Annotated in this window: 24 protein-coding genes and 6 pseudogenes; 12 read left to right on the top strand and 18 right to left on the bottom strand. The window is 35.9% G+C overall.

Annotated elements, in window-relative coordinates:
• Positions 1 to 27: 27 nt before the first annotated feature.
• Positions 28 to 663, top strand: a complete 636-nt coding sequence (locus NBW37_RS04105) for a WD_0033/WD_0034 family tandem repeat-containing protein (RefSeq protein ID WP_250295856.1) — start codon at positions 28 to 30, stop codon at positions 661 to 663.
• Here NBW37_RS04105 and NBW37_RS04110 read toward each other — a convergent pair.
• Positions 650 to 1,661, bottom strand: a protein-coding gene (locus NBW37_RS04110) for an IS630 family transposase (protein WP_250295836.1) whose coding sequence is annotated in 2 segments (ribosomal slippage) — positions 650 to 1,147 and positions 1,149 to 1,661 — 1,011 coding nt in all. Because the reading frame shifts where the segments join, the coding sequence is not laid out codon by codon here. The genes NBW37_RS04105 and NBW37_RS04110 overlap by 14 nt on opposite strands.
• Positions 1,662 to 1,725: 64 nt before the next feature.
• Between NBW37_RS04110 and NBW37_RS04115 the strand changes: the two genes are divergently transcribed.
• The 3 genes from NBW37_RS04115 (at position 1,726) to NBW37_RS04125 (ending at position 3,346) form a co-directional block, all read left to right on the top strand.
• Complete coding sequence (locus NBW37_RS04115) at positions 1,726 to 2,211, top strand: hypothetical protein (protein ID WP_250295857.1); 486 nt, start codon at positions 1,726 to 1,728, stop codon at positions 2,209 to 2,211.
• 146 nt (positions 2,212 to 2,357) lie between these two features.
• Positions 2,358 to 2,603 (top strand): hypothetical protein, encoded by a 246-nt coding sequence (locus NBW37_RS04120; protein WP_250295858.1) that lies wholly within the window; start codon positions 2,358 to 2,360, stop codon positions 2,601 to 2,603.
• A 161-nt stretch (positions 2,604 to 2,764) separates the two neighbouring features.
• On the top strand, positions 2,765 to 3,346 hold the full coding sequence (locus tag NBW37_RS04125; RefSeq protein ID WP_250295859.1) for an ankyrin repeat domain-containing protein: 582 nt from the start codon (positions 2,765 to 2,767) through the stop codon (positions 3,344 to 3,346).
• Here NBW37_RS04125 and NBW37_RS04130 read toward each other — a convergent pair.
• The 7 genes and pseudogenes from NBW37_RS04130 to NBW37_RS04160 all read right to left on the bottom strand — a co-directional run.
• A pseudogene (locus NBW37_RS04130) lies at positions 3,255 to 3,818 on the bottom strand (major capsid protein); the annotation flags it as partial. The gene NBW37_RS04125 and the pseudogene NBW37_RS04130 overlap by 92 nt on opposite strands.
• Before the next feature lie 24 nt (positions 3,819 to 3,842).
• Positions 3,843 to 4,214 carry a head decoration protein gene (locus tag NBW37_RS04135; RefSeq protein ID WP_250295860.1) on the bottom strand — a complete coding sequence of 124 codons (372 nt, stop codon included), beginning with the start codon at positions 4,212 to 4,214 and terminating at the stop codon, positions 3,843 to 3,845.
• 30 nt (positions 4,215 to 4,244) lie between these two features.
• Entirely contained in the window at positions 4,245 to 5,300 is a 1,056-nt protein-coding gene (locus NBW37_RS04140; protein ID WP_250295861.1) for a S49 family peptidase, read from the bottom strand.
• Positions 5,301 to 6,725 (bottom strand): phage portal protein, encoded by a 1,425-nt coding sequence (locus tag NBW37_RS04145; protein ID WP_250295862.1) that lies wholly within the window; start codon positions 6,723 to 6,725, stop codon positions 5,301 to 5,303.
• 73 nt (positions 6,726 to 6,798) lie between these two features.
• Positions 6,799 to 7,209 carry a type II toxin-antitoxin system RelE family toxin gene (locus NBW37_RS04150; RefSeq protein ID WP_250295863.1) on the bottom strand — a complete coding sequence of 137 codons (411 nt, stop codon included), beginning with the start codon at positions 7,207 to 7,209 and terminating at the stop codon, positions 6,799 to 6,801.
• Position 7,210: 1 nt separating this feature from the next.
• On the bottom strand, positions 7,211 to 7,435 hold the full coding sequence (locus tag NBW37_RS04155) for a gpW family protein (protein WP_250295864.1): 225 nt from the start codon (positions 7,433 to 7,435) through the stop codon (positions 7,211 to 7,213).
• A gap of 3 nt (positions 7,436 to 7,438) precedes the next feature.
• Positions 7,439 to 7,738: pseudogene (locus NBW37_RS04160) on the bottom strand (terminase gpA endonuclease subunit); the annotation flags it as partial.
• A gap of 76 nt (positions 7,739 to 7,814) precedes the next feature.
• On the opposite strand from NBW37_RS04160, the gene NBW37_RS04165 reads away from it, so the two are divergent.
• Positions 7,815 to 8,826, top strand: a protein-coding gene (locus NBW37_RS04165) for an IS630 family transposase (protein WP_250295836.1) whose coding sequence is annotated in 2 segments (ribosomal slippage) — positions 7,815 to 8,327 and positions 8,329 to 8,826 — 1,011 coding nt in all. Because the reading frame shifts where the segments join, the coding sequence is not laid out codon by codon here.
• Between the two features lie 10 nt (positions 8,827 to 8,836).
• Here the strand turns inward: NBW37_RS04165 and NBW37_RS04170 are convergent.
• Positions 8,837 to 9,256, bottom strand: a pseudogene (locus tag NBW37_RS04170) (terminase gpA endonuclease subunit); the annotation flags it as partial.
• A gap of 47 nt (positions 9,257 to 9,303) precedes the next feature.
• On the opposite strand from NBW37_RS04170, the gene NBW37_RS04175 reads away from it, so the two are divergent.
• Complete coding sequence (locus NBW37_RS04175) at positions 9,304 to 10,473, top strand: IS4 family transposase (RefSeq protein WP_250295821.1); 1,170 nt, start codon at positions 9,304 to 9,306, stop codon at positions 10,471 to 10,473.
• A 16-nt stretch (positions 10,474 to 10,489) separates the two neighbouring features.
• On the opposite strand, the pseudogene NBW37_RS04180 reads toward NBW37_RS04175, so the two are convergent.
• Positions 10,490 to 11,614, bottom strand: a pseudogene (locus NBW37_RS04180) (phage terminase large subunit family protein); the annotation flags it as partial.
• Positions 11,615 to 12,051: 437 nt separating this feature from the next.
• On the opposite strand from NBW37_RS04180, the gene NBW37_RS04185 reads away from it, so the two are divergent.
• The gene (locus NBW37_RS04185) at positions 12,052 to 12,924 is read left to right on the top strand and encodes an IS982 family transposase (RefSeq protein WP_250295817.1); all 873 of its coding nucleotides are present in this window, start codon (positions 12,052 to 12,054) and stop codon (positions 12,922 to 12,924) included.
• On the opposite strand, the pseudogene NBW37_RS04190 reads toward NBW37_RS04185, so the two are convergent.
• The 3 genes and pseudogenes from NBW37_RS04190 to NBW37_RS04200 form a co-directional block, all read right to left on the bottom strand.
• Positions 12,924 to 13,340 (bottom strand): annotated as a pseudogene (locus tag NBW37_RS04190) (hypothetical protein); the annotation flags it as partial. The gene NBW37_RS04185 and the pseudogene NBW37_RS04190 overlap by 1 nt on opposite strands.
• Before the next feature lie 14 nt (positions 13,341 to 13,354).
• On the bottom strand, positions 13,355 to 14,593 hold the full coding sequence (locus tag NBW37_RS04195) for a DNA modification methylase (RefSeq protein ID WP_250295865.1): 1,239 nt from the start codon (positions 14,591 to 14,593) through the stop codon (positions 13,355 to 13,357).
• Between the two features lie 113 nt (positions 14,594 to 14,706).
• A complete protein-coding gene (locus NBW37_RS04200) occupies positions 14,707 to 15,165 on the bottom strand; it encodes a crossover junction endodeoxyribonuclease RuvC (protein WP_250295866.1) in 459 nt (152 codons plus the stop codon).
• Positions 15,166 to 15,793: 628 nt separating this feature from the next.
• On the opposite strand from NBW37_RS04200, the gene NBW37_RS04205 reads away from it, so the two are divergent.
• Positions 15,794 to 16,819, top strand: coding sequence for a virulence RhuM family protein (locus NBW37_RS04205; RefSeq protein WP_250295867.1), 1,026 nt, complete (start codon positions 15,794 to 15,796; stop codon positions 16,817 to 16,819).
• Between the two features lie 163 nt (positions 16,820 to 16,982).
• Here the strand turns inward: NBW37_RS04205 and ltrA are convergent, their stop codons facing one another.
• The 5 genes from ltrA to NBW37_RS04230 all read right to left on the bottom strand — a co-directional run bounded on the left by ltrA (position 16,983) and on the right by NBW37_RS04230 (position 23,039).
• A complete protein-coding gene (gene ltrA, locus NBW37_RS04210) occupies positions 16,983 to 18,296 on the bottom strand; it encodes a group II intron reverse transcriptase/maturase (protein WP_250295826.1) in 1,314 nt (437 codons plus the stop codon).
• Positions 18,281 to 18,433: a hypothetical protein gene (locus NBW37_RS04215; RefSeq protein ID WP_250295827.1), complete on the bottom strand. Its 153-nt coding sequence runs from the start codon at positions 18,431 to 18,433 to the stop codon at positions 18,281 to 18,283. Before NBW37_RS04215 ends, ltrA begins: the two co-directional genes overlap by 16 nt.
• A 374-nt stretch (positions 18,434 to 18,807) precedes the next feature.
• Positions 18,808 to 18,999, bottom strand: a complete 192-nt coding sequence (locus NBW37_RS04220; protein ID WP_250295868.1) for a hypothetical protein — start codon at positions 18,997 to 18,999, stop codon at positions 18,808 to 18,810.
• 712 nt (positions 19,000 to 19,711) lie between these two features.
• On the bottom strand, positions 19,712 to 20,287 hold the full coding sequence (locus NBW37_RS04225) for a hypothetical protein (RefSeq protein WP_250295869.1): 576 nt from the start codon (positions 20,285 to 20,287) through the stop codon (positions 19,712 to 19,714).
• Positions 20,288 to 20,915: 628 nt separating this feature from the next.
• Complete coding sequence (locus NBW37_RS04230; protein ID WP_250295870.1) at positions 20,916 to 23,039, bottom strand: AAA family ATPase; 2,124 nt, start codon at positions 23,037 to 23,039, stop codon at positions 20,916 to 20,918.
• Between the two features lie 103 nt (positions 23,040 to 23,142).
• On the opposite strand from NBW37_RS04230, the gene NBW37_RS04235 reads away from it, so the two are divergent.
• From NBW37_RS04235 to NBW37_RS04255, 4 genes and pseudogenes are all read left to right on the top strand, one after another.
• Positions 23,143 to 24,015, top strand: a complete 873-nt coding sequence (locus tag NBW37_RS04235) for an IS982 family transposase (protein WP_250295817.1) — start codon at positions 23,143 to 23,145, stop codon at positions 24,013 to 24,015.
• A 281-nt stretch (positions 24,016 to 24,296) separates the two neighbouring features.
• Entirely contained in the window at positions 24,297 to 24,821 is a 525-nt protein-coding gene (locus NBW37_RS04240; protein ID WP_250295871.1) for an RNA polymerase sigma factor, read from the top strand.
• A 195-nt stretch (positions 24,822 to 25,016) separates the two neighbouring features.
• Positions 25,017 to 25,685, top strand: a pseudogene (locus NBW37_RS04250) (AAA family ATPase); the annotation flags it as partial.
• 52 nt (positions 25,686 to 25,737) lie between these two features.
• Entirely contained in the window at positions 25,738 to 26,907 is a 1,170-nt protein-coding gene (locus tag NBW37_RS04255; protein WP_250295821.1) for an IS4 family transposase, read from the top strand.
• Positions 26,908 to 26,937: the final 30 nt, after the last annotated feature.

Genomic DNA, 26,937 nt, shown 5'->3' on the forward strand with positions numbered 1-26,937 from the left:
TAAATACAACAAATTTTAATAGAGATTATGAAACCTTCAAAACTGACATTAGTATGTGATATATATGAGTTAACAAATAGAGATGGAAAGAATATTCAAAAGCTAGTAAGAGAAATAGAGGAAGGTAAAGGTGTTGCCGAAAAGTTCAGAAATGGAATATTCAAAAAGTCCAGCTATAACGCAAGCACGATTCTTTTAACGAAAATAATTTACAAGTATCAGGGCAGAGAGGAGACATTGTCACTACTACATTATGCTATAAGTCATAAAAATAATCAAGCTGTAAAAGATCTTTTAGAAGAAGCCAAAAAACAAAAACTATTAAAGGAAGTTCTGAATGAAGAGATGACCACAAAACATTCAGATGGTCGGGAAGAAAATCATACAATACTTACAGATGCTATATCACGTAGAGACAATGACATTATGAGAGTAGTGTTAAAAATCTCTGAGGAAAATGGTATTTTGAAAGATATTCTAAAAAAGAGAATAATTATAAAGCATTCAAATGGCGAGGAAACAACTTACACCCCATTCACCTATGCTGAAGCGTGTGAAAATAGTGAAGCTGTAGAAGAAATCTTAAAATTCTCCGGAGAACTTGTTAATAGGAGAGCAACCCAGCAGCCCACTGTTATAATACCAACCCTCATAAATAACTAGACAAATAATTCACAGAGCAAATGGTTTTGATCGAACTTTCCGTAATATCTCGAATAAATTCAGATACAGCATTTTCAAGTAATTTAATAGAGTCATACATCTTGTTCTTTATTATATTTTCCTTTAAATGTTGCCAAAATCTTTCCACAGGATTGAGCTCAGGCGAGTACGGCGGCAAATAAATTATGGTGATATTTTCAGGAGTTTTTAAACCTTTAGACCTATGCCAACTTGCGCAATCCATGATAAGAAAAGCTTCTCTAGTCCCCAAATCTTTCGACATCTGCTCCAAAAATATGTTCATGCAATCTGTGTTTACATGTGGAGCAAGTAGGCTAATATCCTCTCCATTCCTGGGATTTACAGCGCTGTAAAGATAGAAGTTTTCTCTTCCGATTTTTACTTTAACTTGTGTTCTTGAGCCCTTTTTAAACCATCCATGTCCAACTTTTGAGTGCGTTCCAAATCTCGATTCATCGAAAAAAAACCTCCTTTTTCCGGTTCTTTTCCACAATTTCATTGAGATTTTTTTTGAACTCCTCTTGTTTGTTTTTGTCTTGTTTATAATGTGCTGGACGAGGTGTGATATATGTAAATCCTAGCTTCTTCATAAGCCTTCTCGCCGTTGACTCACTTACTTTGATAGCTAACATTCCTTCAACTATACCTTGCAATTTTTTAGCAGTCAGATTTGCCCCATCTTCTTCTATTACCTCTCTTATTTTTTCCTTCTTCTCCTCGTTCAGTTTTGGTTTAGGTCCTCGCCCTGGCTGTATTGCAAACCCAATAACACCTTTTTCTTTAAATCTTGCAATCCATTTCATTAATGTCGTTCTCGTAATTCTATATATTTTAGCAACTTTTGAGATACCATACTCCTTTGCTGATATTATTGCTTGTAACCTTCTTCCTATCTCTCCTCTTATTCCATATTTTTTTAATTCTAACTTGCATTGATTATATAGTTCTTCTCCTATTGCTTTACTTTTTCCTGCCATAAACTACATATTTATTCTTTCTAGCCTCAATTATTTGTAGTTTTTACTATTTGTCTATCTATTAGTGGAGATTGGTATAACAGCCGAAACTACTACAGCTAAAGATGAAAATAGTAAGGAAGTATGTAAATATAGTGTAACAAATAAAGATACTACTCGCGTAAAAGCTACAGAAACTGACAGTAAATTATGTAATATAAATAGTGAAGATCTTCAACTTATAAATAAAAGCAGCGAAGAAGCGCAAAATGATTCAACTACTGTAGAGCCAACTTCCGAACCGTGTTTTGATAGTAAAGAAAACTCCGCAGACGAAAAATCATCAAAAAAGGCAATTCAACCAATCGTAGCTGGTGTTGTTGGAGCAATATTACTGGCAAGCGGTGTTGCATTGTATATCATGAAAATGCCTGTAGTAGCAGCGGTTGTGGGAATAGTTGGATTAGCGTGCATAAGTTTTGCATTGTATCATGCTCTGAAACCCAACACTAAGTTCGAGAAAGTAGAAAGTGTCAACCCAACTACCACTGATCTTACTGTTCAACTTTGAAATTAATATCCTTACTATTATTAATAACAAATAAACATTTAAAAATTTCTTGACTTCCGCCAAAATAGATGGCTTTATGCCAATACCACTAAGAAAACAGTAGTAAACATTTGGAAGAATTGAGTCTTTAATGAGTGGGGATTTTTATGAGTAATAGCAGTAACAAACGTGAAAAATTAGAACCAGGAAGCAGCAATATAATAGAACGGCTTCTATTGAGGATCCCTGAGCAGCTAAAACTATATTGTAAACTACTTGATAATGAGAAAAAGCAAGATCTTTATCAAAAGGTGCTGAAGGAAATGCGTAAAAACCAGGAAATCAATCAGTTGAAGAAGCTGAACAAAGTAGCTGCCGTCATAGAAGAGGCCATTGAAGAGGGAAGAAAGTGAGGTTATTAATTAATATATATAAGATACTAGCATAATTATGAATGCCCTCATGAGAGAGAATGAGCAGTGCATGTAGGAATTTATACGGGTTTTGCAGTTAATAAAAAAATAATGTTTGTGTCTGTAGAATGGAATAGTTTTATTAGTTTAGTGAGGTTGGTATGTGTAATATCATAGAAAAGTATTTAGTAGATAAGAAAGATGTTAATGTTAAGAATGATAAAGGAAATACGCCTTTGCATTTAGCTGTGGAAGAAGGTAATCTTGAAGCAGTTAAACATCTTATAGAGAAAGGGGCTGATATTAACGCTATTGGTCAGCACAGATGTACGCCTTTGTGTATTGCTGCAAAAAAAGGTAATTTGTATCTAACTGCATATATTCTAATTGAAGGAGCTGATTTAAATGCTCAGGATGAATGTAGTTGGACTCCGTTGTATTACGCTGTCTATTCAGGAAATATTGATGTGGTAAGATTTTTAATAGATCAGGGTGCTGATTATAATATTACTGACAATGAAGGTACTCCCGTATATTATGCATTTCAATATGGTCATGTTAGAATAGTCAAATATTTTGTAGAAGAAAAGAGTATTGATCCCATGGCACCAATTAATGAATATGGCAGTACTTTATTTGGTGAAGCTATTAGTTATCTTCAACATGGCGCAATACTTCCAGACATTTTCGTTTTACATCTGTTGTTGCAGTCCCTAGGGCAAAATTTACTACCTTTGGCGTAATTTCAAATTCATTGTACAGATTTAATAACTCACTGCCATCAGCGTCCAAAATTATTCCTTTGAGCGCCCCCATCCGCAAATGTTCTAACGTTATCGCATGTTTGTTTCTCATCATCTGCAAATGATCAGTTATCACATCTGCCAACGCTTTAAGCTCACTCTCTGATCCAAATGCTCTTATTCCCTGTACTTCCTCTGGCAGCACTACATCATCATGAGGAATATGTGGAATGGTAAACGTTCTTATTTTCCGTTTTCCTCTTTTTCCTACTGTTGCTGGCGCTCCGGGTACTTGCGTTGGTAATAAACTCAATACTCCGTTGTGTTCTTCTATGGTAATATGTCTAAATCTTACTGACCTACTTGGAAACAAATTTAAATTCTCAACTCGTCCATAATTTATCGGCAATATATTTATCGCATTAGTCAGTGCCGTCATACTAAATGCTGAATTTGTAAATGGATTTTGCATTTTTTTCTCCCTTTTTAATTTAAGTTAAACTCCCTTGCGGATAATGATTCCCCGTGCATCGAGTTGTTTTATTGCTGCAGCTTTCTGCTCTTCGGTGATATTTGCTGGCCACACCACTGCATGATCAGCTAACATTGCTATACGTGTAATGATTACCGCTTTAGTATTTTCTATTGCATTTACATCACTTACTATTACACCTATCGCTGTTTGCGTCCCATCTGTTGCTGTTGGGTTGATAATTTTAATTACGTTCTCTTCAACATTACAGCCAACTACACTACCCAAGCTAAGGTTTTGCCCTTTTGCTACCGTTATTTGGTCTCTTGAATATAGATTAGAAACTTCGTATTTCAGAAGATCACCAAGGTTATTTTGTTCTATTATAGTACTCATTTTGCTTTTCTCCTTTATTTTCTACTTTTGTTATACTGCACGACTCCTTGCTACTTCCATCATCAAGTCTTCCGGTGTATTTTGCGGTATTGTACTCATTATCTCTGTCTTCTTCGTTCTCTCCGCCAGTATCGACATTAATATCTCTTGGGCTTGCTTTGCATTTACATCCTGCTCAATAAATTCTCCTATTTTCTCTGGCATCTTTGATAAATTACATAAACGTATTAATTCAAGAACTTCAGTACGATAGCTGTCATTCTTGATTTTATTAGTTAAATTATCAGTTTCTAGGTCAGTTGTAGTTTTCTCGTTCATAGTAATACTCCTGTTTTTATTAATAGATGAAAGAATTGTGATTCCATCAGCAAGTCCTATCTCTATTGCTTTTTCTCCAAAATATAACCCTGCTTCGGTTGATTTGATTCTTTCCATGGACAAATTTCGGTTTCTTGCTATTAGCTGGACAAACATCTCATATAGGCGATTTACCTCTCCTTGCAAGCTTTCCAGACTTTCAGACGTTATCGGCTCATGCGGATTTAAATCGTTTTTTCTCTTTCCTGCAAATACTGTGGTATATTTTACCCCCTGTTTTTCATCAAATCCACTTTGATCTATATGACTTGCTATTACTCCTATGCTTCCAACTCCTGAAGTTCTGCTCACAAATACCTTTTCAGCGCTAGAAGCTATAGCGTACGCAGCAGAGTAAGCATCATCATTTGCTATCGCCACAATCCTCTTTTTTGTCCTTGCTTCGTAAATAAAGTCAGAAAGGTCGAATATACCGTTTACTTCCCCTCCTGGGCTGTCTATGTCCAAAATTATTGTTTCTACTTCTTCATCTATTAAAGCTTCTTCTATCTCTTCACGTATCTTCTCATATGATGTCATCCCTAAAATATCGTCAAAAGCTTCTGAATTCTTCGTCAAGATTCCATGTATCGGTATTACTTTTATTCCACTTTCACTATCTCTTGTTACATGTTTTATGTTTTTGAAAATCGGCTGCTTTTTTGCATGTAATGACAATAGATCAAAACTTCTCTGCTCTATCATCATTGGCTTGTTAATCCAAGTCATTTATATTATCTCAGTATTAGTATTAAAATTACCTTGCACGTCAGAATCAAAACTTAAGCCCAGTTCACTCGCACGTCTTTGGTCCTCAGCAATTTCTTGGTCGATTTCTTCTATATCGTAACCCAGCTCTGATACCACCTCTGACCTGCTCTTAAACCCATTTCTTACTGCCATTTGCTGTGCTTGCTGATCTTTTAGCGGGTCTACCCAATCAAACCCTTGCGCTATCCATTTTACCTCTTTTTTCGTCCATTCTTCGCCTATATCTAGTTCTCCGGAAAGTAGGGCTAACTCTATCCATCTATCCCATACTGGCCGGCAAAACTGGAATACTAACACATTATGTTGTAACATCGCGCACCTCCGGCGAAACTCTATTAACCCTGCTCGGATTGATGAATAATTGACACCCGTTAAATCCCCTGTTAGCTGCTCATACGTTATCCCTGTGCCTACTGCTATTGCCCTGAGCTGCTGTTTCATGAATGCTTCATAACTTCCTCCAACATCAGATGGTTCCGAAAATTTTATATCTTCTCCTGGATCAAGTAATTGCATAGTCCCTGGCTCTAAACCTGACAGCGCTACTCCATGTTCATTGCTTTCTCCTTCTCCTAAAATATTTGCTTCAGGATCAAGTCTCGTAATAAATCCAGCAAACATTGCAGCAGTCTTTTTTCTCACTAATTCTGCATCATCATATTGATCTAGTTCATAGAGCTTTAACAGTACACTGGACAACCATGGTACTCCTCGAATCTGTCCTGGTCTTAGTGGTCTATAGATATGTAAAACATCGTTTGCTGGCACTCTCACTGATTCGCCAAACGAGCCTTCTCCTGGATGTTCTCTAAATAGGTAGTACGCTTCTCTTTGCCCAAGTCTATTAAACTCAATCCCGTTTCTAATTACATTACCGTTGACAAGGGTTTGATTGCTCTTATTGTCTAAATGCTCTGATTCAAGTACTTGCAGTTGCAACGGCACACAAAGACCATCTTCTCGTTTTCTTGTTCGTAGTCTTACAAAACATTCCCCTCCTTCTATCATACTTCTGCATACTAGAGCTTGTAACCCATAAAAATCACTCATTCCGCTACTGTCTGCTTCATCTGTCCATCTCAGCCATAATTCTTGCACTTTTTTCCGAAACTCTGCATCTTTGGCTTTTGATTGCGGCTTTATTCCTGTTCCAACAGAGTTACTTACTATCGTATCAATGATGTTTGCCGCATACGAGTTCTTTCTTACCATGTCACGTGATCGACTACGTAAGTGCTCAAGACTTTGAGACAGCAAATTATTTATGCTTCCTGACTCTGGTTGAAAGTGAAAAAATCTTCTTCCTGAACCTGCTGCATCCCACGCTGAACCTTTTGGTTTTGTTGGTTTCCGGAATAATTGTTTGAATGACTTTAGTAACATTTAGACACCTTAACAGACAGGTAGATTTGTATGTAAAAACAGCTTGCTGACTTTATGCAACTGCTCAAAACTCTTAATCCTTCTTTGATTTACCACGTAATGGTATGCCAGCTTTCAGCGGATCAGTTGTAAGTTTCTCTTCTATTGCCTTTATAATTCTCGATCTTACCGTTGGTGGTATATCTGGAAAATCTTTTTCAAGAACATTTTTTGAATAGGCAATTTTGTACTTTTGTTTACCTTCATCATCTTCAGTGGTTTCCTCAGATAACCAGTCTACATCCTCCCCTCTAATCAACTCTGCACCTTCAACATCTCGTTCTGCAATCATTTTTGACAATTCTATGTCTTCCTCTAGCGCTTCCGTTGCTAGATGCACTAAAATCTCTGCTACAGTCTTGTTGTCAATTTCTGCTATATCTTTGAGATATTTCGCTAATTCACCTTCAAAGCTCACGTTAACATTTAGTTGATTTTCAGCCATTTTACTTAACCCCTTTATCCGTTGTAATAACAATCCTGCGCTTCGGCTTTATACCTGCAACTTTTAGCTCAGCTTTAATTCGTTGTCTTAAATCCAATAGATCTTTTATCTGCACTTCTCCATACCTAACCACATGGTCACCATATGCAATCGATACTACCCTTTCGCCACTCTGAAGCTTCTTTATTGCTTGTTCAACTTGAATTAGATAATCTTCGTTATACATTTACTACTCGCTGATCCATTTGCTTTTGACTATTTTCTTTGATTTTTTACTTTCCATTTTTCCACTCAAACTATTCCATTTACTCTCTGGCCACCTATCTATTCCCAGTGCTATCGATGCTGCTCTTGCGTAAATTCGGCAATCTAATACTTCATTTCGGTCTCTTATCTTTTGCCACTCTTGTTTGGTATATCCTTTTACTACTTTGGTAATTAGTTGCTCTGCGGTTAGCTGCTTAAAATATTCAGGTGGATACTCTGGAAAATGACAATACCCCGGCGCCCCTTCTGTTAAAACATTAATACCAATCTCCACTAATAGATAGACAAATAGTAAAAACTACAAATAATTGAGGCTAGAAAGAATAAATATGTAGTTTATGGCAGGAAAAAGTAAAGCAATAGGAGAAGAACTATATAATCAATGCAAGTTAGAATTAAAAAAATATGGAATAAGAGGAGAGATAGGAAGAAGGTTACAAGCAATAATATCAGCAAAGGAGTATGGTATCTCAAAAGTTGCTAAAATATATAGAATTACGAGAACGACATTAATGAAATGGATTGCAAGATTTAAAGAAAAAGGTGTTATTGGGTTTGCAATACAGCCAGGGCGAGGACCTAAACCAAAACTGAACGAGGAGAAGAAGGAAAAAATAAGAGAGGTAATAGAAGAAGATGGGGCAAATCTGACTGCTAAAAAATTGCAAGGTATAGTTGAAGGAATGTTAGCTATCAAAGTAAGTGAGTCAACGGCGAGAAGGCTTATGAAGAAGCTAGGATTTACATATATCACACCTCGTCCAGCACATTATAAACAAGACAAAAACAAACAAGAGGAGTTCAAAAAAAATCTCAATGAAATTGTGGAAAAGAACCGGAAAAAGGAGGTTTTTTTTCGATGAATCGAGATTTGGAACGCACTCAAAAGTTGGACATGGATGGTTTAAAAAGGGCTCAAGAACACAAGTTAAAGTAAAAATCGGAAGAGAAAACTTCTATCTTTACAGCGCTGTAAATCCCAGGAATGGAGAGGATATTAGCCTACTTGCTCCACATGTAAACACAGATTGCATGAACATATTTTTGGAGCAGATGTCGAAAGATTTGGGGACTAGAGAAGCTTTTCTTATCATGGATTGCGCAAGTTGGCATAGGTCTAAAGGTTTAAAAACTCCTGAAAATATCACCATAATTTATTTGCCGCCGTACTCGCCTGAGCTCAATCCTGTGGAAAGATTTTGGCAACATTTAAAGGAAAATATAATAAAGAACAAGATGTATGACTCTATTAAATTACTTGAAAATGCTGTATCTGAATTTATTCGAGATATTACGGAAAGTTCGATCAAAACCATTTGCTCTGTGAATTATTTGTCTAGTTATTTATGAGGGTTGGTATAAGTAGCTGAAAAAGCTCGGACTTTAATATCGATACTCCAACTGGCCACAGCTTCATTCCTCTCTTTAGCTTTTGCCCGCTAACTGTTACATCAACTCTACTTGGGCTGCTCAGTGGCACTAGCGCTTTGTTTGCCCCTTTTACTGCCATCACTCTTCCTGACCCTTGGTGACCTCTTACCCAGTTGTATACTTCTTGTGTTGCATACCCTGCATCAACTGCCATCATACTTATCATGTATTCAAGTCCATTTTCACCGATAAAATGATGATTCAAAAGCTCTGAAAGTTTTTCCCATACTTCTCCACTTCCAGTATCACCTTCAAATACCTGGTAGTCTATTGACCAACTCTCACGACCCATACCCCATGCTACTACTTCTACTTCTAACCGATCTTTTTGGACATCAACCCCATAAGTGTTGAAAGTAACACAAAAAAGACATAAAGAACTATTATTGCAAGAAAATGGAGGCAATAATGGATCAAATAGAAAGAGTACTAAATTTAATAAAAGATGAGGATTTAGAAAGGCTAGGAAAATTAAGTGAAGTAGATAAATGTAATACTAAATTGTTGGGCAAGATTATATTTAAAGGTCTAATGAAGTTAATATTAATGGGGCAAAAAACAAGCCTAAGAGCGCTAGAAATGGTAATAAACAGGTGTATAATGGATAAGAATAGCGATAAAAGTACAGTAACATACAGTGGTTTGTCAAAAAGGTTAAAAGTTATAAATCCAGAATATTTTAAGGGAGTATATATTGATTTGATGAGCAAGATTAAAAAGCTATTACCCCAAAAAACATCAAATAACTTACATAAGTTTGATTCGACGATCATAAATTTATCGGGATATCTCATAAAAGATGGGCTGAAAATAGGCGGTAAAAGTAACGATAGTCAAGTTAAAGTGAGTGTAGGATTAAAGGATCAATTGCCGACAAGTATAAGATTTTGTAAAGGACAAGAAGAAAGTAGTGAAGATATAGCATTAGTGAGAGCAATTAATGAAGCTAAAGTTGAAAAAGAGGATATTTTATTATTTGATAGAGGAATCAGAAAAGTTGGAACTTTTGCCGAATTTGATGAAAAGGAGTACAAATTTATCACAAGAGTTAAAGTAGGAAGAAAACATGATGTTATAAGCAGGAACAAAGTTATAGGAGAACAAAAATCGGATGGATCAGAGATTTTAGAAGATATAATAGTTAATCTTTATCGTGCACGAGGTAAAGTGGCAGAAAAGCATGATCTACGGCTAATAAAAATCAGAAATAAAATTGGAGATGAAATATGGTTTTTGACAAACTTGTTTGAAATGCCAGCTTATGAAGTAACAGAGCTATATAGGCGCAGATGGGATATAGAAGTGTTCTTTAAATTTATAAAGCAAAATCTTGGATATAAGCACTTTTTAAGCCATACTATGAATGGCATGAAGGTGTATATTTACATGATTATTATTACGGCTTTGTTATTTCTTGTTTATAAAATCAAAAATAATCTACATGGGTTCAAAATAGCATTACTGCAATTCACATTGGATCTAAATGACTCTTTTATACGTTCGATTGTTTTACTGTCGGGAGGTAATTTACATGCCGTCAATCACCTTATATCACGCCATTTTTGATACTTTCAACACTTATGACATCAACCCCTGCCGTTAACACTATTTTTCCACCTTTTGGCACCATGCCTATCGGAAAATTTTCTCGACGCTCAAATAGTTGCTTCCAGTCTGGTACTTCTCCCTTGTCTACCCAGGTTTCTCCGAGTGTTGTATTTATCCAAACTTTCAGTAATTGCTCATTTTCCTTTGCATGCAGATAATCTTCCACTGCTTGTTTCCAACTATACCAACCAACTGGGCTATACAAGCTTGAAAGGTGGAATCCTATTTTTCCCCCTTCTTTTGCCCCTTCACCTGTAGCTCTCCATTCACCTCTAGCTAGCATCTCTGTTTTTTGATGATTTTCTATTTTGCCGTTACACTCTATACACACGTAGTGCGCTGTATTTGGATTTTTATCCTTCCACTTTATTTGTGGCCATTTCAGCACCTGATAGTAATTACAATGTGGACAAGGTACAAAAAAGTATCGCTTGTCTGAACTCTCAAATTCCCTCTCTATTCTACTTATTCCATGTACCGTTGGCGTTGAAACCAAGAATATTTTTCTCCGCGTAAATGTATTAGTTCGAGCTATGCTGAGCAAAACTGGATCTCCTTCTCCTCCTGAATCTCCTGGATACGCATCTACTTCATCTAAAAATAGATTCTTTACTGGCATTGAACGCAAACCCACTGGACTATTGGCACCTGTTACTACTACCGTTCCTCCCGGAAACTCTTTGCTCTGCACAGTATTCCCTGAATCTCTCGACCTTGGGTCTTTTATTTTACTCCTTAAACATGGCGTATCTTCAATCAGTGGCGCAAATCTTCCCTTGGACCAACGCTTGCCCATTTCTACTGTTGGCTGCACCACTAGCATTGGGCCTGGTGTCTGATCAATAACGTACCCTATCCAGTTATTCCCAGCTTCTGTTCCGCCAATCTGTGCTCCTTTCATGAATACCACTTTTTCAGCCGGTGAAGATGAGGATAAAGAGTCCATTATTTCTTTAAGGTACGGCGTCCTCTTTGTTCTCCATTTCCCTGGCTCTGATGATGCTATCGTTGAAAGTTGACGGTTCTTATCTGCCCACTCTGATACTTTAAGTAGCGGATCGGGCTTTAGTCCTGCATAAAAACTACTGCTGTATATCACGCCACTACCTGCTGAAGTTTTGCTACATTTTCCACCTTCACATCGGTCAGAATAGAACGTTCTGAAATTACTCTTTGTTTGCAGTAGGCATCAGTTGATTCTTTAGTAAAACAACTTAAAATAATGATCGCAATTATTCCTGAATATGCTGTAGGAATAGAGATGCTTATAATTATTGAGCCTATTATTATAAGGCTTCTACTAATTTTCTTTAATAATTTTAAATTATTTGAATATAAATTAACAATAGTCATTAAAATGTATTTTTCGATAATTCTTCGAGTGCATTGGTAATCTCTTCTGTTAACGTCTCATGGATCTTATCTGTGTCATTTATCGATGCTAGTAACCCCAGTTGCGGATTAGAAGTCAGTGAAAAAGATAGGGAAATAGGGTAAACTCCGGAAACATATTATCAAAAAGTAGAGAGGTTACCCATGAATAAAAATGTAACAGAATTATTTTGCTTTGTAGACGATTTTTGCAAGGCTATAAACAAAAATTTCGCAGAAAAACTCCTGCCAAACAGTAAAAAACCTACCAGAACGCCAGAGATTACGCATTCTGAAATTCTTACTATAATTTTACTTTATCAACAATCTAGATGTGAGGACTTTAAATCTTTCTATACATATTATTTGAAAGCACTATATGGATCTGAGTTTCAAAATTTGCCAACATATAGTAGATTTATTAGGCTAAAACCGAGGGTTTTATGGTATTTAGCATTACTTTTGCAATGGCTATGTGAGCAGTCGAAAATGACAGGGATTTCGTACATAGATGCAACATCTATCGCTGTTTGCCATCCAAAAAGAATCTCAAGAAACAAAGTTTTCAAAGGATTGGCAAAGCTTGGAAAGACTACATATGGCTGGTTTTTTGGTTTTAAATTGCATATGGTAATTAATGAAAAAGGTGAAATTCAAGGAGTTACACTTACTAAAGGTAACGTTGACGACAGAAAACCAGTACCAAAATTAACTGAAAAACTGACTGGTCTTTTGTTTGGTGATAAGGGCTATATAAAGAAAGAGCTCTTTGCAAAACTCTTCGATAGAGGACTAAAACTCGTTACCAAAGTAAAAAAAGGTATGAAAAACACATTAATGCTACTTGAAGAAAAGATTTTTTTAAGAAAAAGGTCGATTATTGAAACAGTTTTTGGCTACCTAAAAGACAGACTTGAGCTTGAGCATTCAAGGCACAGGTCTCCAATAAATTTCTTGGTGCACGTCTTTTCCACATTAGTTTCATATTCCATGAAGCCTAAAAAGCCCTGTATTTCTAGATTTTACTATATTGATTAATCCGCAACTGGGGTTAGTAACGCTGAAACCCTATCTGGAATGTTAAGCAAATTATTACGGACAACTCTTGCCACGTTAAATGCTTCTGTCTTTACTTCTTCTACTGAGATAAGTTCACCAATTTCGGCTTTTGCCTTTGCCTCCAACAATTTTCCCCGCTCCATTTCATTTTTTATCCGGGTTTTTAGCAGCATGGTAGAGAGCTCACTGGTGTTTCCCCTTTTTTCCTCAATTTCTCCACCTTTTCTCCTCAGTGGCTGGCTTGGATCTCTTATTGCTGCTACCGCTTCATTCGCTTGTTCTCTGTCAATCAAACCATCCTCCAGTTCAACTATTCCTTTTTTTACTAAATAACAGACGTATTGCTTTGAAACTCCTATCTCTCTTGCCCATTCCGTCTGCGTGATTTTTTCCACTTTTTCCCCTTCTTTTAACGTTTTTCTTCTTGAATTTGTACAAAAGTCTTTCCAGTATCAGCGAGAATAGCATCTCTCCCCGTATACACCTGCCAACGTTTTATCGTTACATCTACAAACCTGGGATCTAGCTCTATTGTTCTGCAGATTCTTCCTGTTCTCTCGCATGCAATTAGTGTACTTCCAGAGCCGCTAAATGGATCAAGAACTATGTCTCCTGGTCTACTGCTGTTTACTACTGCTCTTTCCATTAGCTCTACTGGCTTCATCGTTGGATGTAGTGTATTGTGCGTTGGCTTATCATAAAACCACAGATCACTTTGATTTCTACCACCATGCCACTCACGTTTATTGCCGTTTTTCCAACCGTAGAGTATTGTTTCGTATTGTCTTTGGTAATCAGATCTCCCCAGTGTAAAATGATTCTTTGCCCAAATTATAAATGTCGACCAACGACCACCTGCTTCTTCAAATACTTTTTGCAAGGTCGAAAGTTCTGATGATGATGCACAGATGTAAATTGCCCCTTTGGTGTATGCTAAAATATTGGAGCAGATGTCATACAGAAAAAGTTCGTATTTTTCACCTTGATCATCGTTTAATATCTTCTTGTCTTCTCTCTCTTGACTGTCACCATATGCTACGTTATATGGAGGATCACACACGGTTATATCTGCCATCTTGTCATCCAATACAGCTTTAAATGATTCAACCAGACAACTATCACCACAGTAGATTCTATGACCACCTAAAATCCACAGATCCCCTGGTTTTGTTATTTCCACTTTTTTGTCATCACCAGCTAAATCAGAAAATTTTTCTCCCTTTTCCCCTTGTTCTTCCCTTCCATCAATATTATCAAGAAAGCGTTGAACTTTTTCTAGCTCAAATCCTGTCATTTTAAGGTCAAACTGCAGATCTTCTAATTCTTGAATTTCTACCTTTAAAAGATCATCGTCCCACTTTGCCCAGTTAGCTGATTGATTTGCCAGTAACCGAAAAGCTTTGGTTTGTCCATCACTTAAGTTATCACTGAGCACCACTGGAATACTTTCCATGCCAAGCTTTCTTGCTGCTTTAAGCCTTAAATGACCATCAACCACAGTCCCATCGCTTTTTGCAACTATTGGAATACGAAAGCCGAATTCCCGAATTGAAGCACACATTCTGTTGACCACATCGTCATTCTTGCGAGGGTTGCGATCATATTCGACCAGGTTTTGAGTAGGATAGTAGTGGATTGCTAAGTTCATATAATTTAAATTCTTAATAATTAAAAAGTTAATATTTAAAATATCTCTGACGCTAAAGAAGGCCTGGGGTCAAACCCAGCAAACCCGCCAGCCTGGCCAAAAGGACCCACTTTTTATGGTATTTTTAATACATTAATATCTTTACTAATATAGAACATTAAAGCTAAAGCATCCGCTTCGTTATCATCTCGAGGTGAAAAACCTTTTTCACGTATCGCTTCAATAACTTCACTTTTGCTTGCATTACCATTACCAGCTATAAAGCGTTTGATAGTTTTAACATTAACACCTTGGTAGGGAATATTGTTCTCCTCACACCAAGCAGCTAAGACGGCAAGAAAACCACCATAACAATGCGCAGCATCAGTTCCAAGATGTCGTCTTACTTCTTCAAAATAAACCGCAGTGAACTTATGCTCTAATGAATTAAGCCAATTGCGAAAACTCAAAAAATGCATGCCACCTCCGCTGAAACGGCTACCATGAAAACTTTTGCTTCCACTTTCAATTACTCCATCTGTAAGAATTGCCCAGCCGGTTTGTTTGCCGAGATCTAGTGTTAGGGTTGACATTTGCTATAATTTAAAACTATAAGTAGCACCGATTCCCAAAATATCGTTTGGTTCCTTCAAAATACACTAGCAATTCATAGTTTTTTGCTGGCCAACAACGAGAATTATGTGCTACTGCAGAAAGTTGTTTTCTTGTTATATATATTCACCAAAATTACGAAAACTGTTCACTTTTTTTTTTGCAAAGGATAAAAACCTTGTTAAACTTGCCTGCAGGTTTGTTTTGTAACAGTAAGATTACTAAGGGTAGCTTTTATTTGAGTTTTAAGGGCTATTATAGACGTTCTTTGGTGGGTAGTGATAAAAAGTTTCCTAAAGTCACATCTAGCTTTAAAACACAGTTTTTGCCTTATTTAAAAAAATATAAATTCTCAATTACGTAAAAGCCTAGGTTTCTTTTGCTTTCTGTTTTCCAACTTTTCTGTTTGAAGCACATCTACACTCAATGCCCCTATACTAATATATACCGACTACTTTTTCCGGGATTTTTTGAAAAAAAGTTAAAATAATTTCAAAACTGCTTACCAGCTAAAGAATAAAGTAGATAGTTCTCTATTTTTAGAGTTTTACAGTTGCTTGTCTTTTTTACAAACAACCTATATGCTACTTGAAGTAAGGTAGAGTAGATATGATAATAAATGAAAACGAAATTTTATTATATACAACTCCAGATGGAGACGTAAGAATTGATGTTTTGTATCGAGATGAAAACATTTGGCTTACACAAAAAAGAATGGCGGAGTTGTTTGATGTTAATATTAGAACAATTAGTGAGCATTTACAGAACATATTTGCTAGTCAAGAATTAGATAAAGATTCAGTTATCCGGATTTTCCGGAATACTGCTGAAGATGGTAAACAGTACCCTACACAATTTTATAATTTGGATGCAATTATAGCTATTGGTTATCGAGTTAATTCTAAAAAGGCTACATCTTTCAGAGTATGGGCTACAAAAATTTTGAGAGATTTCATCATCAAAGGATTTGCATTAGATAGCGAACGGCTAAAAAACGGCCCAAAGTTTGGTAAAGACTACTTCAATGAATTACTTGAAAAAATCAGGGAAATACGAGCATCTGAACGTAGATTTTACCAGAAGATTACGGACATTTATGCTGAATGCTCTGCAGATTATGATCCAAATTCGGATATAACAAGACAATTTTATGCAAAAGTACAAAATAAATTATATTGGGCGATTTACGTCTTAACTGCGGCAGAATTAATATACTCTAGAGTTGATCACAAAAAACCACATATGGGGCTAACTACATGGAAAGATGGTTCAGGTAACAAAATTCATAAGAGTGATGTAAGTATTGCGAAAAACTACTTGACTGAAAAAGAGTTAAGTGAACTAAATCACATTGTTTCGATGTATCTAGATTATGCAGAACTTCAAGCAAGAAAGAATCGGCTAATGAAAATGCAGGATTGGGTTGAAAAATTGGATGCATTTCTATTGTTCAATGATTATGAAGTACTTAAAGATGCTGGTAAAGTTAGTACTGAAGTTGCAAAAGCCCTAGCTGAAGGAGAATACGAAAAGTACAGAATTGTACAGGACAAATTACATGAATCTGATTTTGATGAATTAATTAAAGCAAGTAAAGAAAGTGAGAAAATAACTACAACAAAAACCAGCTTGTAGTTGAGCTATCTGTATTTGACATCTTGCTTTTATTTTAATTTCAAGGGGGGTGGTCTGGTAGAGACTCATGACCTTGAAAACCAGCGATTTGGTCTCTTAATCATAGTCCCCCCAAAAGAACCGTGCTTGCGGATTTCCCGCACACGGCTCCACAATACAGCGTTCACACTAGTGCTCCTGTGTACAAAGAAGCATATATCTTTGGCTTTGGTAGTGGATTTACTTTTAAATAGTATGTAAACTGTTCCCAATCCATACTTTTCTTGTGACTACGTCGGTTTATCCACTTAAATGCTAGCTTTGTTACCGGTCGATAGAATTGAATCAAACACCGATAATTTCCGCTAACCCCGAAGTAGCTATAGTGTCCTGTTAGTTTGGCTTTAAGTTTCTGCCACCAATCTTTGAGACAGATACGACTTCGTACCATCTTCAACCACTCTTTGATTTCTTTAATCTTTCTGGCTAGGCTTATTTTTGAAGTTTTCTGCTTCATCATAAGTTTACCATTACGACTTTTTCCACAATAATGTGTAAATCCTAGAAAGTTGAAGCTAGCCGTCCTACGTTTCTCTCTTTCTGCTTGATACCATTCTTTCTTACCAAACTTTACTATTTTTGTTTTATTTTCAGCTATTTCCAACCCAAATTTACTTAGTCTTTGTTTTAGTAATTCTAGAAATTCTTTTGCGTCTTCTTCCATCTCGCAGCCAACTACAAAATCGTCGCAAAACCTTATTAGCTGTATATATCCTCTGGCTTTTGGCTTAAATTTCTTTTCAAACCATAAGTCCAGCACATAGTGTAAGTATATATTAGCTAATACAGGGCTTACTATACCACCTTGTGGTGTGCCTTGATCGGTTGCTTTATAACATCCAACTTCAACTATTCCTGCCTTTAGAAATCGTTTTATTAACCACAATAAATTTGGGTCAGCTATTCGTTCCCTTAGGCAATTCATTAGCCATTTATGTTGAACATTATCAAAGAACTTCTTGATATCCACTTCTACAATATAGTTAATTGGTTTGTGCATAACTGCTTTATCTAGAGCGTTTATCGCCTGATGACAATTTCTTCCTGGTCGAAATCCATACGAATTGTCCATAAAGTTTGCTTCATAAATATTTTCTAATATCTTCTTTAGCATTATCTGTACCAACTTATCTTCAGTTGACGGTATTCCGAGTCCGCGCTTCTCTTTGCTCCCAGCTTTGGGTATGTATACCTTTTTCACTGGTTGCGGTTGATATTGCTTTCTCTTCATACTATCCACTAGTGTTTTAAGTTTCTCTTCTAGATTTTCTCCATAAGCTTCCACTGTCACACGATCTATACCACAAGCCTTGTTGCGTTTTAGTTCCTTGTAACACTCTGCAAGATTCTCTTCATTAATCAAATGAACTAGCGATGTAAATTTTACTCGCTTATCTTGCTTAGCCCTTTCTGCTATCTGGTTTAGTTTTCCTTGCATATTCCTCCAATCTCTGTTGTATTGATATAGCAATCCCTATACCAGTTACTATATTGCTGACCGCTTCCCCTTGTATGTGGCTTTCCCACACTCTGAGTACTATCAGTCAGTCCGACTTCCTTTGTATCATTCTCCATTCCTCGCCTTTATTGGCTTGTTCTAGAGTACCCTTACAGGAATACAAAGGATCTCCCAAGTTCACGTAAGGTCCATCTCAACACATGACGCGGCCTTCGATCCCGATGGGGTGAGTAATATCTTGCCTTAGCGTTATTACCCATGCTGTCTTCCACCAAAAATAAGGTGTCAACCCCCATGACGCGGGAATTACGGGACTCAATACCTTCACTTTCATTGCACCCTATATTGTCCATTCCATTAGCTTTACCACGCTCGTTACCTTACGCAATATAATGGTCTGTTCCAGGCTGCTGGCTAAGCTTTACCCGTGTTGGATTTTCACCAACTGTTCCTTACACGCTTCTTGGCGCACAAAAATTGTCCCCTCCCTTTAGAAAGCCCTATATCTCTGCTTTTCATCTACCAATAATATAGTGGAAATCTTGTCTCCATTATACGTGATAAAATTAGAGACGTAAATAAATAAATTTTGATCTTTGTCTCCATTTTGAACTATTGAGAGGGTTTTGTAGCTTATGTTTATGGCAGCAACTTCAAACTTTTTTTCTTTAACTTCACCCACAATTTGTTTATAGAGATTATCTAAAATATTTCCTTAAGAGTTTTAGATAAAAGTCGTTGTATCTCAATAAGACCTCCAAAACCAGCTATTGTGATATATGTTCACCGAAATTACAAAAACTGTTCACTTTTTTGAAAAAATATTTTACAACGAATAAAAAACGTGATAGACTAAAGTGAGGGTTTTTTGTAATAAGTAAAAGTTTAAAGTAAAAAATAATTTAGAAATGCCTCGCAATCGAGTTTTAAGCTACTCTGCATGAGCAACTTAGGTCTTGGCGGTACAATTATACCCTGAAGTTGTAGAATCGCTTTAAAACGCAATTACCGGTCGTTTGTTTTTTCTGAGCATTGTCTTTCATTTCTTTTATCAGATAACTTTGAAAGAGAGCTTTCCATAGCTTATTATTATTGTAAGTAAAAGAGAAACCAACAGAGTAGTATGTTTTAAAGTCATACTACTATATTATTATTATATAATAATAGGAAATTTTGGAAACTGGAGACTGGTCAAAACCCCGCAATACTCCTAAGCTTTTTGCCACCTAAACCAGATTACAGCTCAGAAATCTGTCAACCATTAAACCATTGAAAATCTAGCATTTTTTTACTACCAGAAAGTACCAGATCTCATAAACTGCACCAGATTCTGCCAAGACTGAAGAGTTCTGGAGTCTGAAATAATTGTAGCTGATTAAATTAGTAGAAGAGATCTAATTATAGTAAAGCCAAGTGTTTGAATCTTCAACTGGCATAATACTGCCATATTCTGGCGATTTGTAATCGGTTGGTAAAATCTTCTCATACACTGTAATATCCTTATTTAGTTGGTTTGTAACTTTCTTTTCCATATCCTCAACACAAAGTATTCCATATTTACTTCTTTCAGCATTTTTATCATTCCTGTTAAACTTAATGTAACCTTTTGCAGCAAGAACATCAATGCGTTCACGAATGGAGTTTTTACTACCAAGACCTGCTTTATTTTCAAATACCTCACAGAATGTATTGATTGTATATACTTTCCCTCTATTTCTCGCCTCGTCGTAAATTAATTGCAGTATAATATCATATCTACGAGAACGCTCTGCATCTAATTTTTGTCCATAATCTTTATGTATCAGTCTCTGTGACTCATAATCAAGTATGTGCCAGCAGTTATCGATTTTATCGACACATTTTGATGGAATAGCGTGACCATTATGTAATTCAAACATCAGTTGACGACTACTTTGCCGTTCATCTGGCTTATTATTTTGAAAAAATATTTTACAACGAATAAAAAACATGATAAGATGAAAGAGGGTTTTTTGTAGTAAGTAAAAATTTAAGGTAAAAGATAATTTAGAAATGCCTCATAATCGAGTTTTAAGCTACTCTACATGAGCAACTTAGGTCTTAGTAGTATAATTGTACCCTGGAGTCGTGTAATCACTTTGAATCCGCATTAAATCCAATTGTCTCAAAGTTGTATTTTTTTCATTAAATTTAAGTAATGTTTTGTGGTAATCTCTCTAGGTCTTCTTTATTTCTATTTATCCAATATATTTTATATTTATTATTACTGTTATTATTTATTACTATTATATATATATAATATATAAGGGTTTTAGGAACGTAGAATCCGCTATACTGGCTGACTTTAGATACATGATTTCTAGGAACGCTTTTAGGAACGTAGGTAAAAAAGCTAGCTCTCACGCAGAGTTTAGATTCCTGATTTCTAATTACTGATTTAGGAACCTAGGAATTAGGAATGTAATTGATGGTGCTATTTCTTACCTATCTTTAGTTGAAAATTATATTGAGTGCTAAGTTTTAGTTGAGTGGATATAAATTGATACAAGTAGCTATAGATTGAAAGGGCAATAGAGAAAACTGGGTAAACTCTAAAATATTTTTACCCATAAAAAAGACTTATCCTAACATTAAATTTTGCCTATAGCTAAAATCTTCAGCTCCGGGAGTGAATTTTCCTATACCACAAGCAAATGGTCCAGTTGGAATGTCAAGCCACTTATCCTCTTTTGAACCTGTAGACATCACTTTAACTAACTGCTTTACCTGTAAAAGTTCCTGTACCATACGCTCTAGTCTATCCCTTCCCATGCTGTGAAAAACTTCAGGTAGTCTATGCCGTTGCTTATATACTCCTGTGCTTCCTGTATGAGTAAATGGGTGTCCTGCAACAGCAGATCGTGTAATTGCATCAGTAAGACATATTTTAAGGTCTTTTTCACTAGCATTTTTAACTGTTAGTTGTATTGTTATATCTTCTAGTAGCCCCGTTTCCTGATTTCTTAGGTAAGTTCTTACAGTGCGATCAGCTAAACCATTGGCCTTCACAACTGCCCCATGAAACAAAGCATTCTGTCTTGGTGTTTCTCCTACTGCCTTAAAGATTTCTAGCCTAGCTGTATTTTCTATTGGCCAAAAAGCGTATGAGCATCTAACACCATTAACAAGAGCAGAGGTACCTCTAATTGCATCGCGTGCTTGTTCAGCAGTTAATATTGGTTTTTCTCCTTTTGGCTTTCTCATGTGATGAGCAGTAATTATCGAAGCTCCAGTACTACATGCTAAATCAGATAATAAGCACATTAGATAATCCCCTACAGCAGGATCAGCATTTATATCTGCATGGATAAATGAAGCAAGTGGATCAAATACTATCAATTTCAGATCTTTAATTTCCTCGAGCTGTTTCATTACAGATTCGAATTCAGGAGAGACTTCAACAATTTTACCACGAACATTTCTGAGTATTGTAAGTGATCCTCTAACGTTTGGCAGTGGTACAATAAATAATTTATCTTTATGTTTCAACCTTTCACATTTAGGGTCAAGTCGTTCTAAGCGGCGGTGTACCTCACCTGCATCATCTTCTGCTGAAAAAATCACTACTGATCCATGTTCAGTAACAAGTGAACCAAAGCCACACATCTGATCCTTATCACTTGCAACCTTAAGCGCTAGGTCAAGAAGAAGCATACCTTTGCCGGTATCTCCCATAGCAGCAACTATTGAAGTAACACCCAAAGGAAATATCCCTTCAACAAGAAATTTTTGCTCTGGTACTGGACCTACAAAGCGCTCTGCACTCCAATCTAAAATATTAAGTGGCTGTTTTGTGGGTCTTTCTAAACTTTTCACATTTGAAGTATCAGTAGTTGGAATATCAGTAGCAGGTAAATTTATACATGGAGTTGAAGCTAAAAACTCTTTGACATCTATACCTTCCTCTACACAATCAGCAGCATCCCATTTCTCAGGCTTACCTCGAGGAATTTCAAGAACAACAAGTGATGCAACTCCGATTTCTAAAAGCTTTTTTTCAGCATTTTTTGCGTATTTATTACCTGCTTCATCATTATCTGGCCAAATAATAATATGCTTGCCCTTCAGTTGTGACCAATCAGTCTTTTTGACATCTGCGTTTGCTCCAGACATTATTGTTGTTGCAGTTATTCCTTTCTCTATCAGCGCTTCTGCACATTTTTCTCCTTCAACCAGAACAACTTTATCGGACTTTAAAATTCCTGGGATGTTGTATAGAGGCCTTATTTCTGGTGCAGCAAACTTAGATTGTTTTACATCAAAAGGCTTGTATACTTTTTTCTTTCCAGGAGGATCAGAACGGTAAACTTTTACAATGACCTGACCATTTTCATCATAATAATTCCAACTGTGGGTAATAAATTTCTCGAAATCTTCGTCAGCCTTTGCGCATTTCTTGTTATATCCAAGACATTCACTTATAGAGGCCATCACTTCACAAAAGTCTCTCTTTGTATCTTTTCCCTGTGCACCTGCCCAAATATCAAGAACATCACCCTTCTGCCCAGTTGCAAAATCCTGCCAGAGTCCGGCTTTTCCACCAGTTAATGCTACTCTGAGGTTTTGTCCTTTGTCACCATGAATATTACCTACACGAAATTCATCTCCATGGAAGGTACCATTGGGGAAAAGATAAGAAAGACAAGATCTTAAATTCAACAATAGTTGTGCTTTAATCTCTGGAACATTGTATGAAACACTCATAATTAACCTTTAAAACCCCAGTTGCGGATTAGAAGTCAGTGAAAAAGATAGGGAAATAGGGTAAACTCCGGAAACATATTATCAAAAAGTAGAGAGGTTACCCATGAATAAAAATGTAACAGAATTATTTTGCTTTGTAGACGATTTTTGCAAGGCTATAAACAAAAATTTCGCAGAAAAACTCCTGCCAAACAGTAAAAAACCTACCAGAACGCCAGAGATTACGCATTCTGAAATTCTTACTATAATTTTACTTTATCAACAATCTAGATGTGAGGACTTTAAATCTTTCTATACATATTATTTGAAAGCACTATATGGATCTGAGTTTCAAAATTTGCCAACATATAGTAGATTTATTAGGCTAAAACCGAGGGTTTTATGGTATTTAGCATTACTTTTGCAATGGCTATGTGAGCAGTCGAAAATGACAGGGATTTCGTACATAGATGCAACATCTATCGCTGTTTGCCATCCAAAAAGAATCTCAAGAAACAAAGTTTTCAAAGGATTGGCAAAGCTTGGAAAGACTACATATGGCTGGTTTTTTGGTTTTAAATTGCATATGGTAATTAATGAAAAAGGTGAAATTCAAGGAGTTACACTTACTAAAGGTAACGTTGACGACAGAAAACCAGTACCAAAATTAACTGAAAAACTGACTGGTCTTTTGTTTGGTGATAAGGGCTATATAAAGAAAGAGCTCTTTGCAAAACTCTTCGATAGAGGACTAAAACTCGTTACCAAAGTAAAAAAAGGTATGAAAAACACATTAATGCTACTTGAAGAAAAGATTTTTTTAAGAAAAAGGTCGATTATTGAAACAGTTTTTGGCTACCTAAAAGACAGACTTGAGCTTGAGCATTCAAGGCACAGGTCTCCAATAAATTTCTTGGTGCACGTCTTTTCCACATTAGTTTCATATTCCATGAAGCCTAAAAAGCCCTGTATTTCTAGATTTTACTATATTGATTAATCCGCAACTGGGGTTTAAACTATAAATTCGGAGCGATTTCCTTGTTATGTATATTCACCAGATTTACAAAAACTGTTCACTTCACTAGTTAATAAATTAGCAATTTCTTCCCTTGTTTCGGTGCATTGTCTGATCAAAGTTTTGAGTGTCTGAGGTTTGAAAAAAGATTCCCGATTTTTCAGGGGTAAAAAACTCACGATTGTCTGAAGTATTTTTTTCATGTCCTACAATGTTTACTAAGAAAGTTTCATCCTTAAGTCTTTCATTTAAGGATACATCACATGAAATCTCGAAACTCTTATTCAGGCATTGATCCTAAAGTTGTTAATTTAATAAAATTTTACGCAAAATATTATAAATCATTTAAATGCTCTACTGACCAAGATATTGAAGACATAGAACAAGACCTCTTCTGCGAATTTCTTTCATGCATAGATCAGTACGATAAAACTAAGGGCAGTCTTTCAACTTTTGCTAATCAAGTTGCTAAAAATCGCATCCATAATCTAATTCGCAAACAAGTACACACTACTCCTAACCTTAAAAATGATACGCAGCAGCAAAGTTACTGCTTTGAAGATGAATCAATATTACGCGTTGATGTTGAACAAGCTATTTCACAGCTACCAATGAAATGGCAGATTTTATGTGAACAACTGAAACACTATAGCATTGCTGAAGTTGCTGAAATGAACGGCATGTCAAGAACTACTTTGCACCGCATTCTCAAGAAAATGAGACCTAAATTTGCATCTCTTTATGAAAAAAATGCAAGAAAAAGTGAACAGTTTTTTGAAATTTGGTGAATTTATATATAGGGGCAAATTAAGGTAAAAGCATGAAAATAATAAACAGTGAAGAAAGAGCAAAAATGGTCACAGGTGTAAAGATAGTAATCTTTGGACCTTATGGAATTGGCAAGACCAGCCTACTTATACCAATTCTCAATAATAATGAGACAAATGAAAAAGAGTGCTTTCTGCCTATAACTAGAGGTTTAAGTGGATTTATCGTATATTCTATTTGTCTTCCCAATAACGAAGTTTGGTATTAAAACTCTCGATGAGTCAACAACACTTTGTCTTGATTTTGAAGCAGGACTTCTAGCTGTTCAAGACTGGAAAGGAGATTCAATCAATATGCGCACTTGGAATGAGGCAAGAGATATAGCTTGTCTTATTGGTGGTCCTAATCCTGCTGTCAGAGCTGATCAAGCATACAGTCAAAAGCACTATGAGCATGTCTGTAGCAAGCACAAAGATCTTCTTTCTGAAGTTTCTAAATATCGCTGTATTTTTATTGACAGTATAACTATTGCGTCAAGTGTATGCTTTTCATGGGCAAGAATGCAACCTGAAGCTTTTTCCGATAGATCAGGAAGAGAAGATAAAAGGGCTGCTTATGGCACACTTGCGCAAGAGATGATGGCTTGGCTCAATCAATTTCAACATATTCGGGATAAAGACATTATCATAGTTGGCACCTTAGGTCAATATCTTGATGATTGCAATCGTCCAACTTGGCTACCTCAATGTGAAGGGGCTAAAACTGCCAGTGAAATTCCTGGAATTGTTGATGAAGTAATCAGCATGGTTGGTATTAAACAAGAGAACGGAACAGAAAAGCGTTCATTTGTCTGTCAGACGATTAATTCTTGGGGATACCCGGCATAAGTGTTGAAAGTAACACAAAAAAGACATAAAGAACTATTATTGCAAGAAAATGGAGGCAATAATGGATCAAATAGAAAGAGTACTAAATTTAATAAAAGATGAGGATTTAGAAAGGCTAGGAAAATTAAGTGAAGTAGATAAATGTAATACTAAATTGTTGGGCAAGATTATATTTAAAGGTCTAATGAAGTTAATATTAATGGGGCAAAAAACAAGCCTAAGAGCGCTAGAAATGGTAATAAACAGGTGTATAATGGATAAGAATAGCGATAAAAGTACAGTAACATACAGTGGTTTGTCAAAAAGGTTAAAAGTTATAAATCCAGAATATTTTAAGGGAGTATATATTGATTTGATGAGCAAGATTAAAAAGCTATTACCCCAAAAAACATCAAATAACTTACATAAGTTTGATTCGACGATCATAAATTTATCGGGATATCTCATAAAAGATGGGCTGAAAATAGGCGGTAAAAGTAACGATAGTCAAGTTAAAGTGAGTGTAGGATTAAAGGATCAATTGCCGACAAGTATAAGATTTTGTAAAGGACAAGAAGAAAGTAGTGAAGATATAGCATTAGTGAGAGCAATTAATGAAGCTAAAGTTGAAAAAGAGGATATTTTATTATTTGATAGAGGAATCAGAAAAGTTGGAACTTTTGCCGAATTTGATGAAAAGGAGTACAAATTTATCACAAGAGTTAAAGTAGGAAGAAAACATGATGTTATAAGCAGGAACAAAGTTATAGGAGAACAAAAATCGGATGGATCAGAGATTTTAGAAGATATAATAGTTAATCTTTATCGTGCACGAGGTAAAGTGGCAGAAAAGCATGATCTACGGCTAATAAAAATCAGAAATAAAATTGGAGATGAAATATGGTTTTTGACAAACTTGTTTGAAATGCCAGCTTATGAAGTAACAGAGCTATATAGGCGCAGATGGGATATAGAAGTGTTCTTTAAATTTATAAAGCAAAATCTTGGATATAAGCACTTTTTAAGCCATACTATGAATGGCATGAAGGTGTATATTTACATGATTATTATTACGGCTTTGTTATTTCTTGTTTATAAAATCAAAAATAATCTACATGGGTTCAAAATAGCATTACTGCAATTCACATTGGATCTAAATGACTCTTTTATACGTTCGATTGTTTTACTGTCGGGAGGTAATTTACATGCCGTCAATCACCTTATATCACGCCATTTTTGATACTTTCAACACTTATGGGATACCCGGCTA

Source organism: Wolbachia endosymbiont of Oedothorax gibbosus (assembly GCF_936270145.1).
GTDB lineage: Bacteria > Pseudomonadota > Alphaproteobacteria > Rickettsiales > Anaplasmataceae > Wolbachia.

Excerpts from the sequence above, each read along its gene's own strand:
- NBW37_RS04105 (WP_250295856.1), top strand. The coding sequence starts at position 28 with ATGAAACCTTCAAAACTGACATTAGTATGTGATATATATGAGTTAACA.
- NBW37_RS04120 (WP_250295858.1), top strand. The coding sequence starts at position 2,358 with ATGAGTAATAGCAGTAACAAACGTGAAAAATTAGAACCAGGAAGCAGC.
- NBW37_RS04125 (WP_250295859.1), top strand. The coding sequence starts at position 2,765 with ATGTGTAATATCATAGAAAAGTATTTAGTAGATAAGAAAGATGTTAAT.
- NBW37_RS04135 (WP_250295860.1), bottom strand. The coding sequence starts at position 4,214 with ATGAGTACTATAATAGAACAAAATAACCTTGGTGATCTTCTGAAATAC.
- NBW37_RS04140 (WP_250295861.1), bottom strand. The coding sequence starts at position 5,300 with ATGACTTGGATTAACAAGCCAATGATGATAGAGCAGAGAAGTTTTGAT.
- NBW37_RS04145 (WP_250295862.1), bottom strand. The coding sequence starts at position 6,725 with ATGTTACTAAAGTCATTCAAACAATTATTCCGGAAACCAACAAAACCA.
- NBW37_RS04150 (WP_250295863.1), bottom strand. The coding sequence starts at position 7,209 with ATGGCTGAAAATCAACTAAATGTTAACGTGAGCTTTGAAGGTGAATTA.
- NBW37_RS04155 (WP_250295864.1), bottom strand. The coding sequence starts at position 7,435 with ATGTATAACGAAGATTATCTAATTCAAGTTGAACAAGCAATAAAGAAG.
- NBW37_RS04175 (WP_250295821.1), top strand. The coding sequence starts at position 9,304 with ATGGAGGCAATAATGGATCAAATAGAAAGAGTACTAAATTTAATAAAA.
- NBW37_RS04185 (WP_250295817.1), top strand. The coding sequence starts at position 12,052 with ATGAATAAAAATGTAACAGAATTATTTTGCTTTGTAGACGATTTTTGC.
- NBW37_RS04195 (WP_250295865.1), bottom strand. The coding sequence starts at position 14,593 with ATGAACTTAGCAATCCACTACTATCCTACTCAAAACCTGGTCGAATAT.
- NBW37_RS04200 (WP_250295866.1), bottom strand. The coding sequence starts at position 15,165 with ATGTCAACCCTAACACTAGATCTCGGCAAACAAACCGGCTGGGCAATT.
- NBW37_RS04205 (WP_250295867.1), top strand. The coding sequence starts at position 15,794 with ATGATAATAAATGAAAACGAAATTTTATTATATACAACTCCAGATGGA.
- ltrA (WP_250295826.1), bottom strand. The coding sequence starts at position 18,296 with ATGCAAGGAAAACTAAACCAGATAGCAGAAAGGGCTAAGCAAGATAAG.
- NBW37_RS04215 (WP_250295827.1), bottom strand. The coding sequence starts at position 18,433 with ATGGAGAATGATACAAAGGAAGTCGGACTGACTGATAGTACTCAGAGT.
- NBW37_RS04225 (WP_250295869.1), bottom strand. The coding sequence starts at position 20,287 with ATGTTTTTTATTCGTTGTAAAATATTTTTTCAAAATAATAAGCCAGAT.
- NBW37_RS04230 (WP_250295870.1), bottom strand. The coding sequence starts at position 23,039 with ATGAGTGTTTCATACAATGTTCCAGAGATTAAAGCACAACTATTGTTG.
- NBW37_RS04235 (WP_250295817.1), top strand. The coding sequence starts at position 23,143 with ATGAATAAAAATGTAACAGAATTATTTTGCTTTGTAGACGATTTTTGC.
- NBW37_RS04240 (WP_250295871.1), top strand. The coding sequence starts at position 24,297 with ATGAAATCTCGAAACTCTTATTCAGGCATTGATCCTAAAGTTGTTAAT.
- NBW37_RS04255 (WP_250295821.1), top strand. The coding sequence starts at position 25,738 with ATGGAGGCAATAATGGATCAAATAGAAAGAGTACTAAATTTAATAAAA.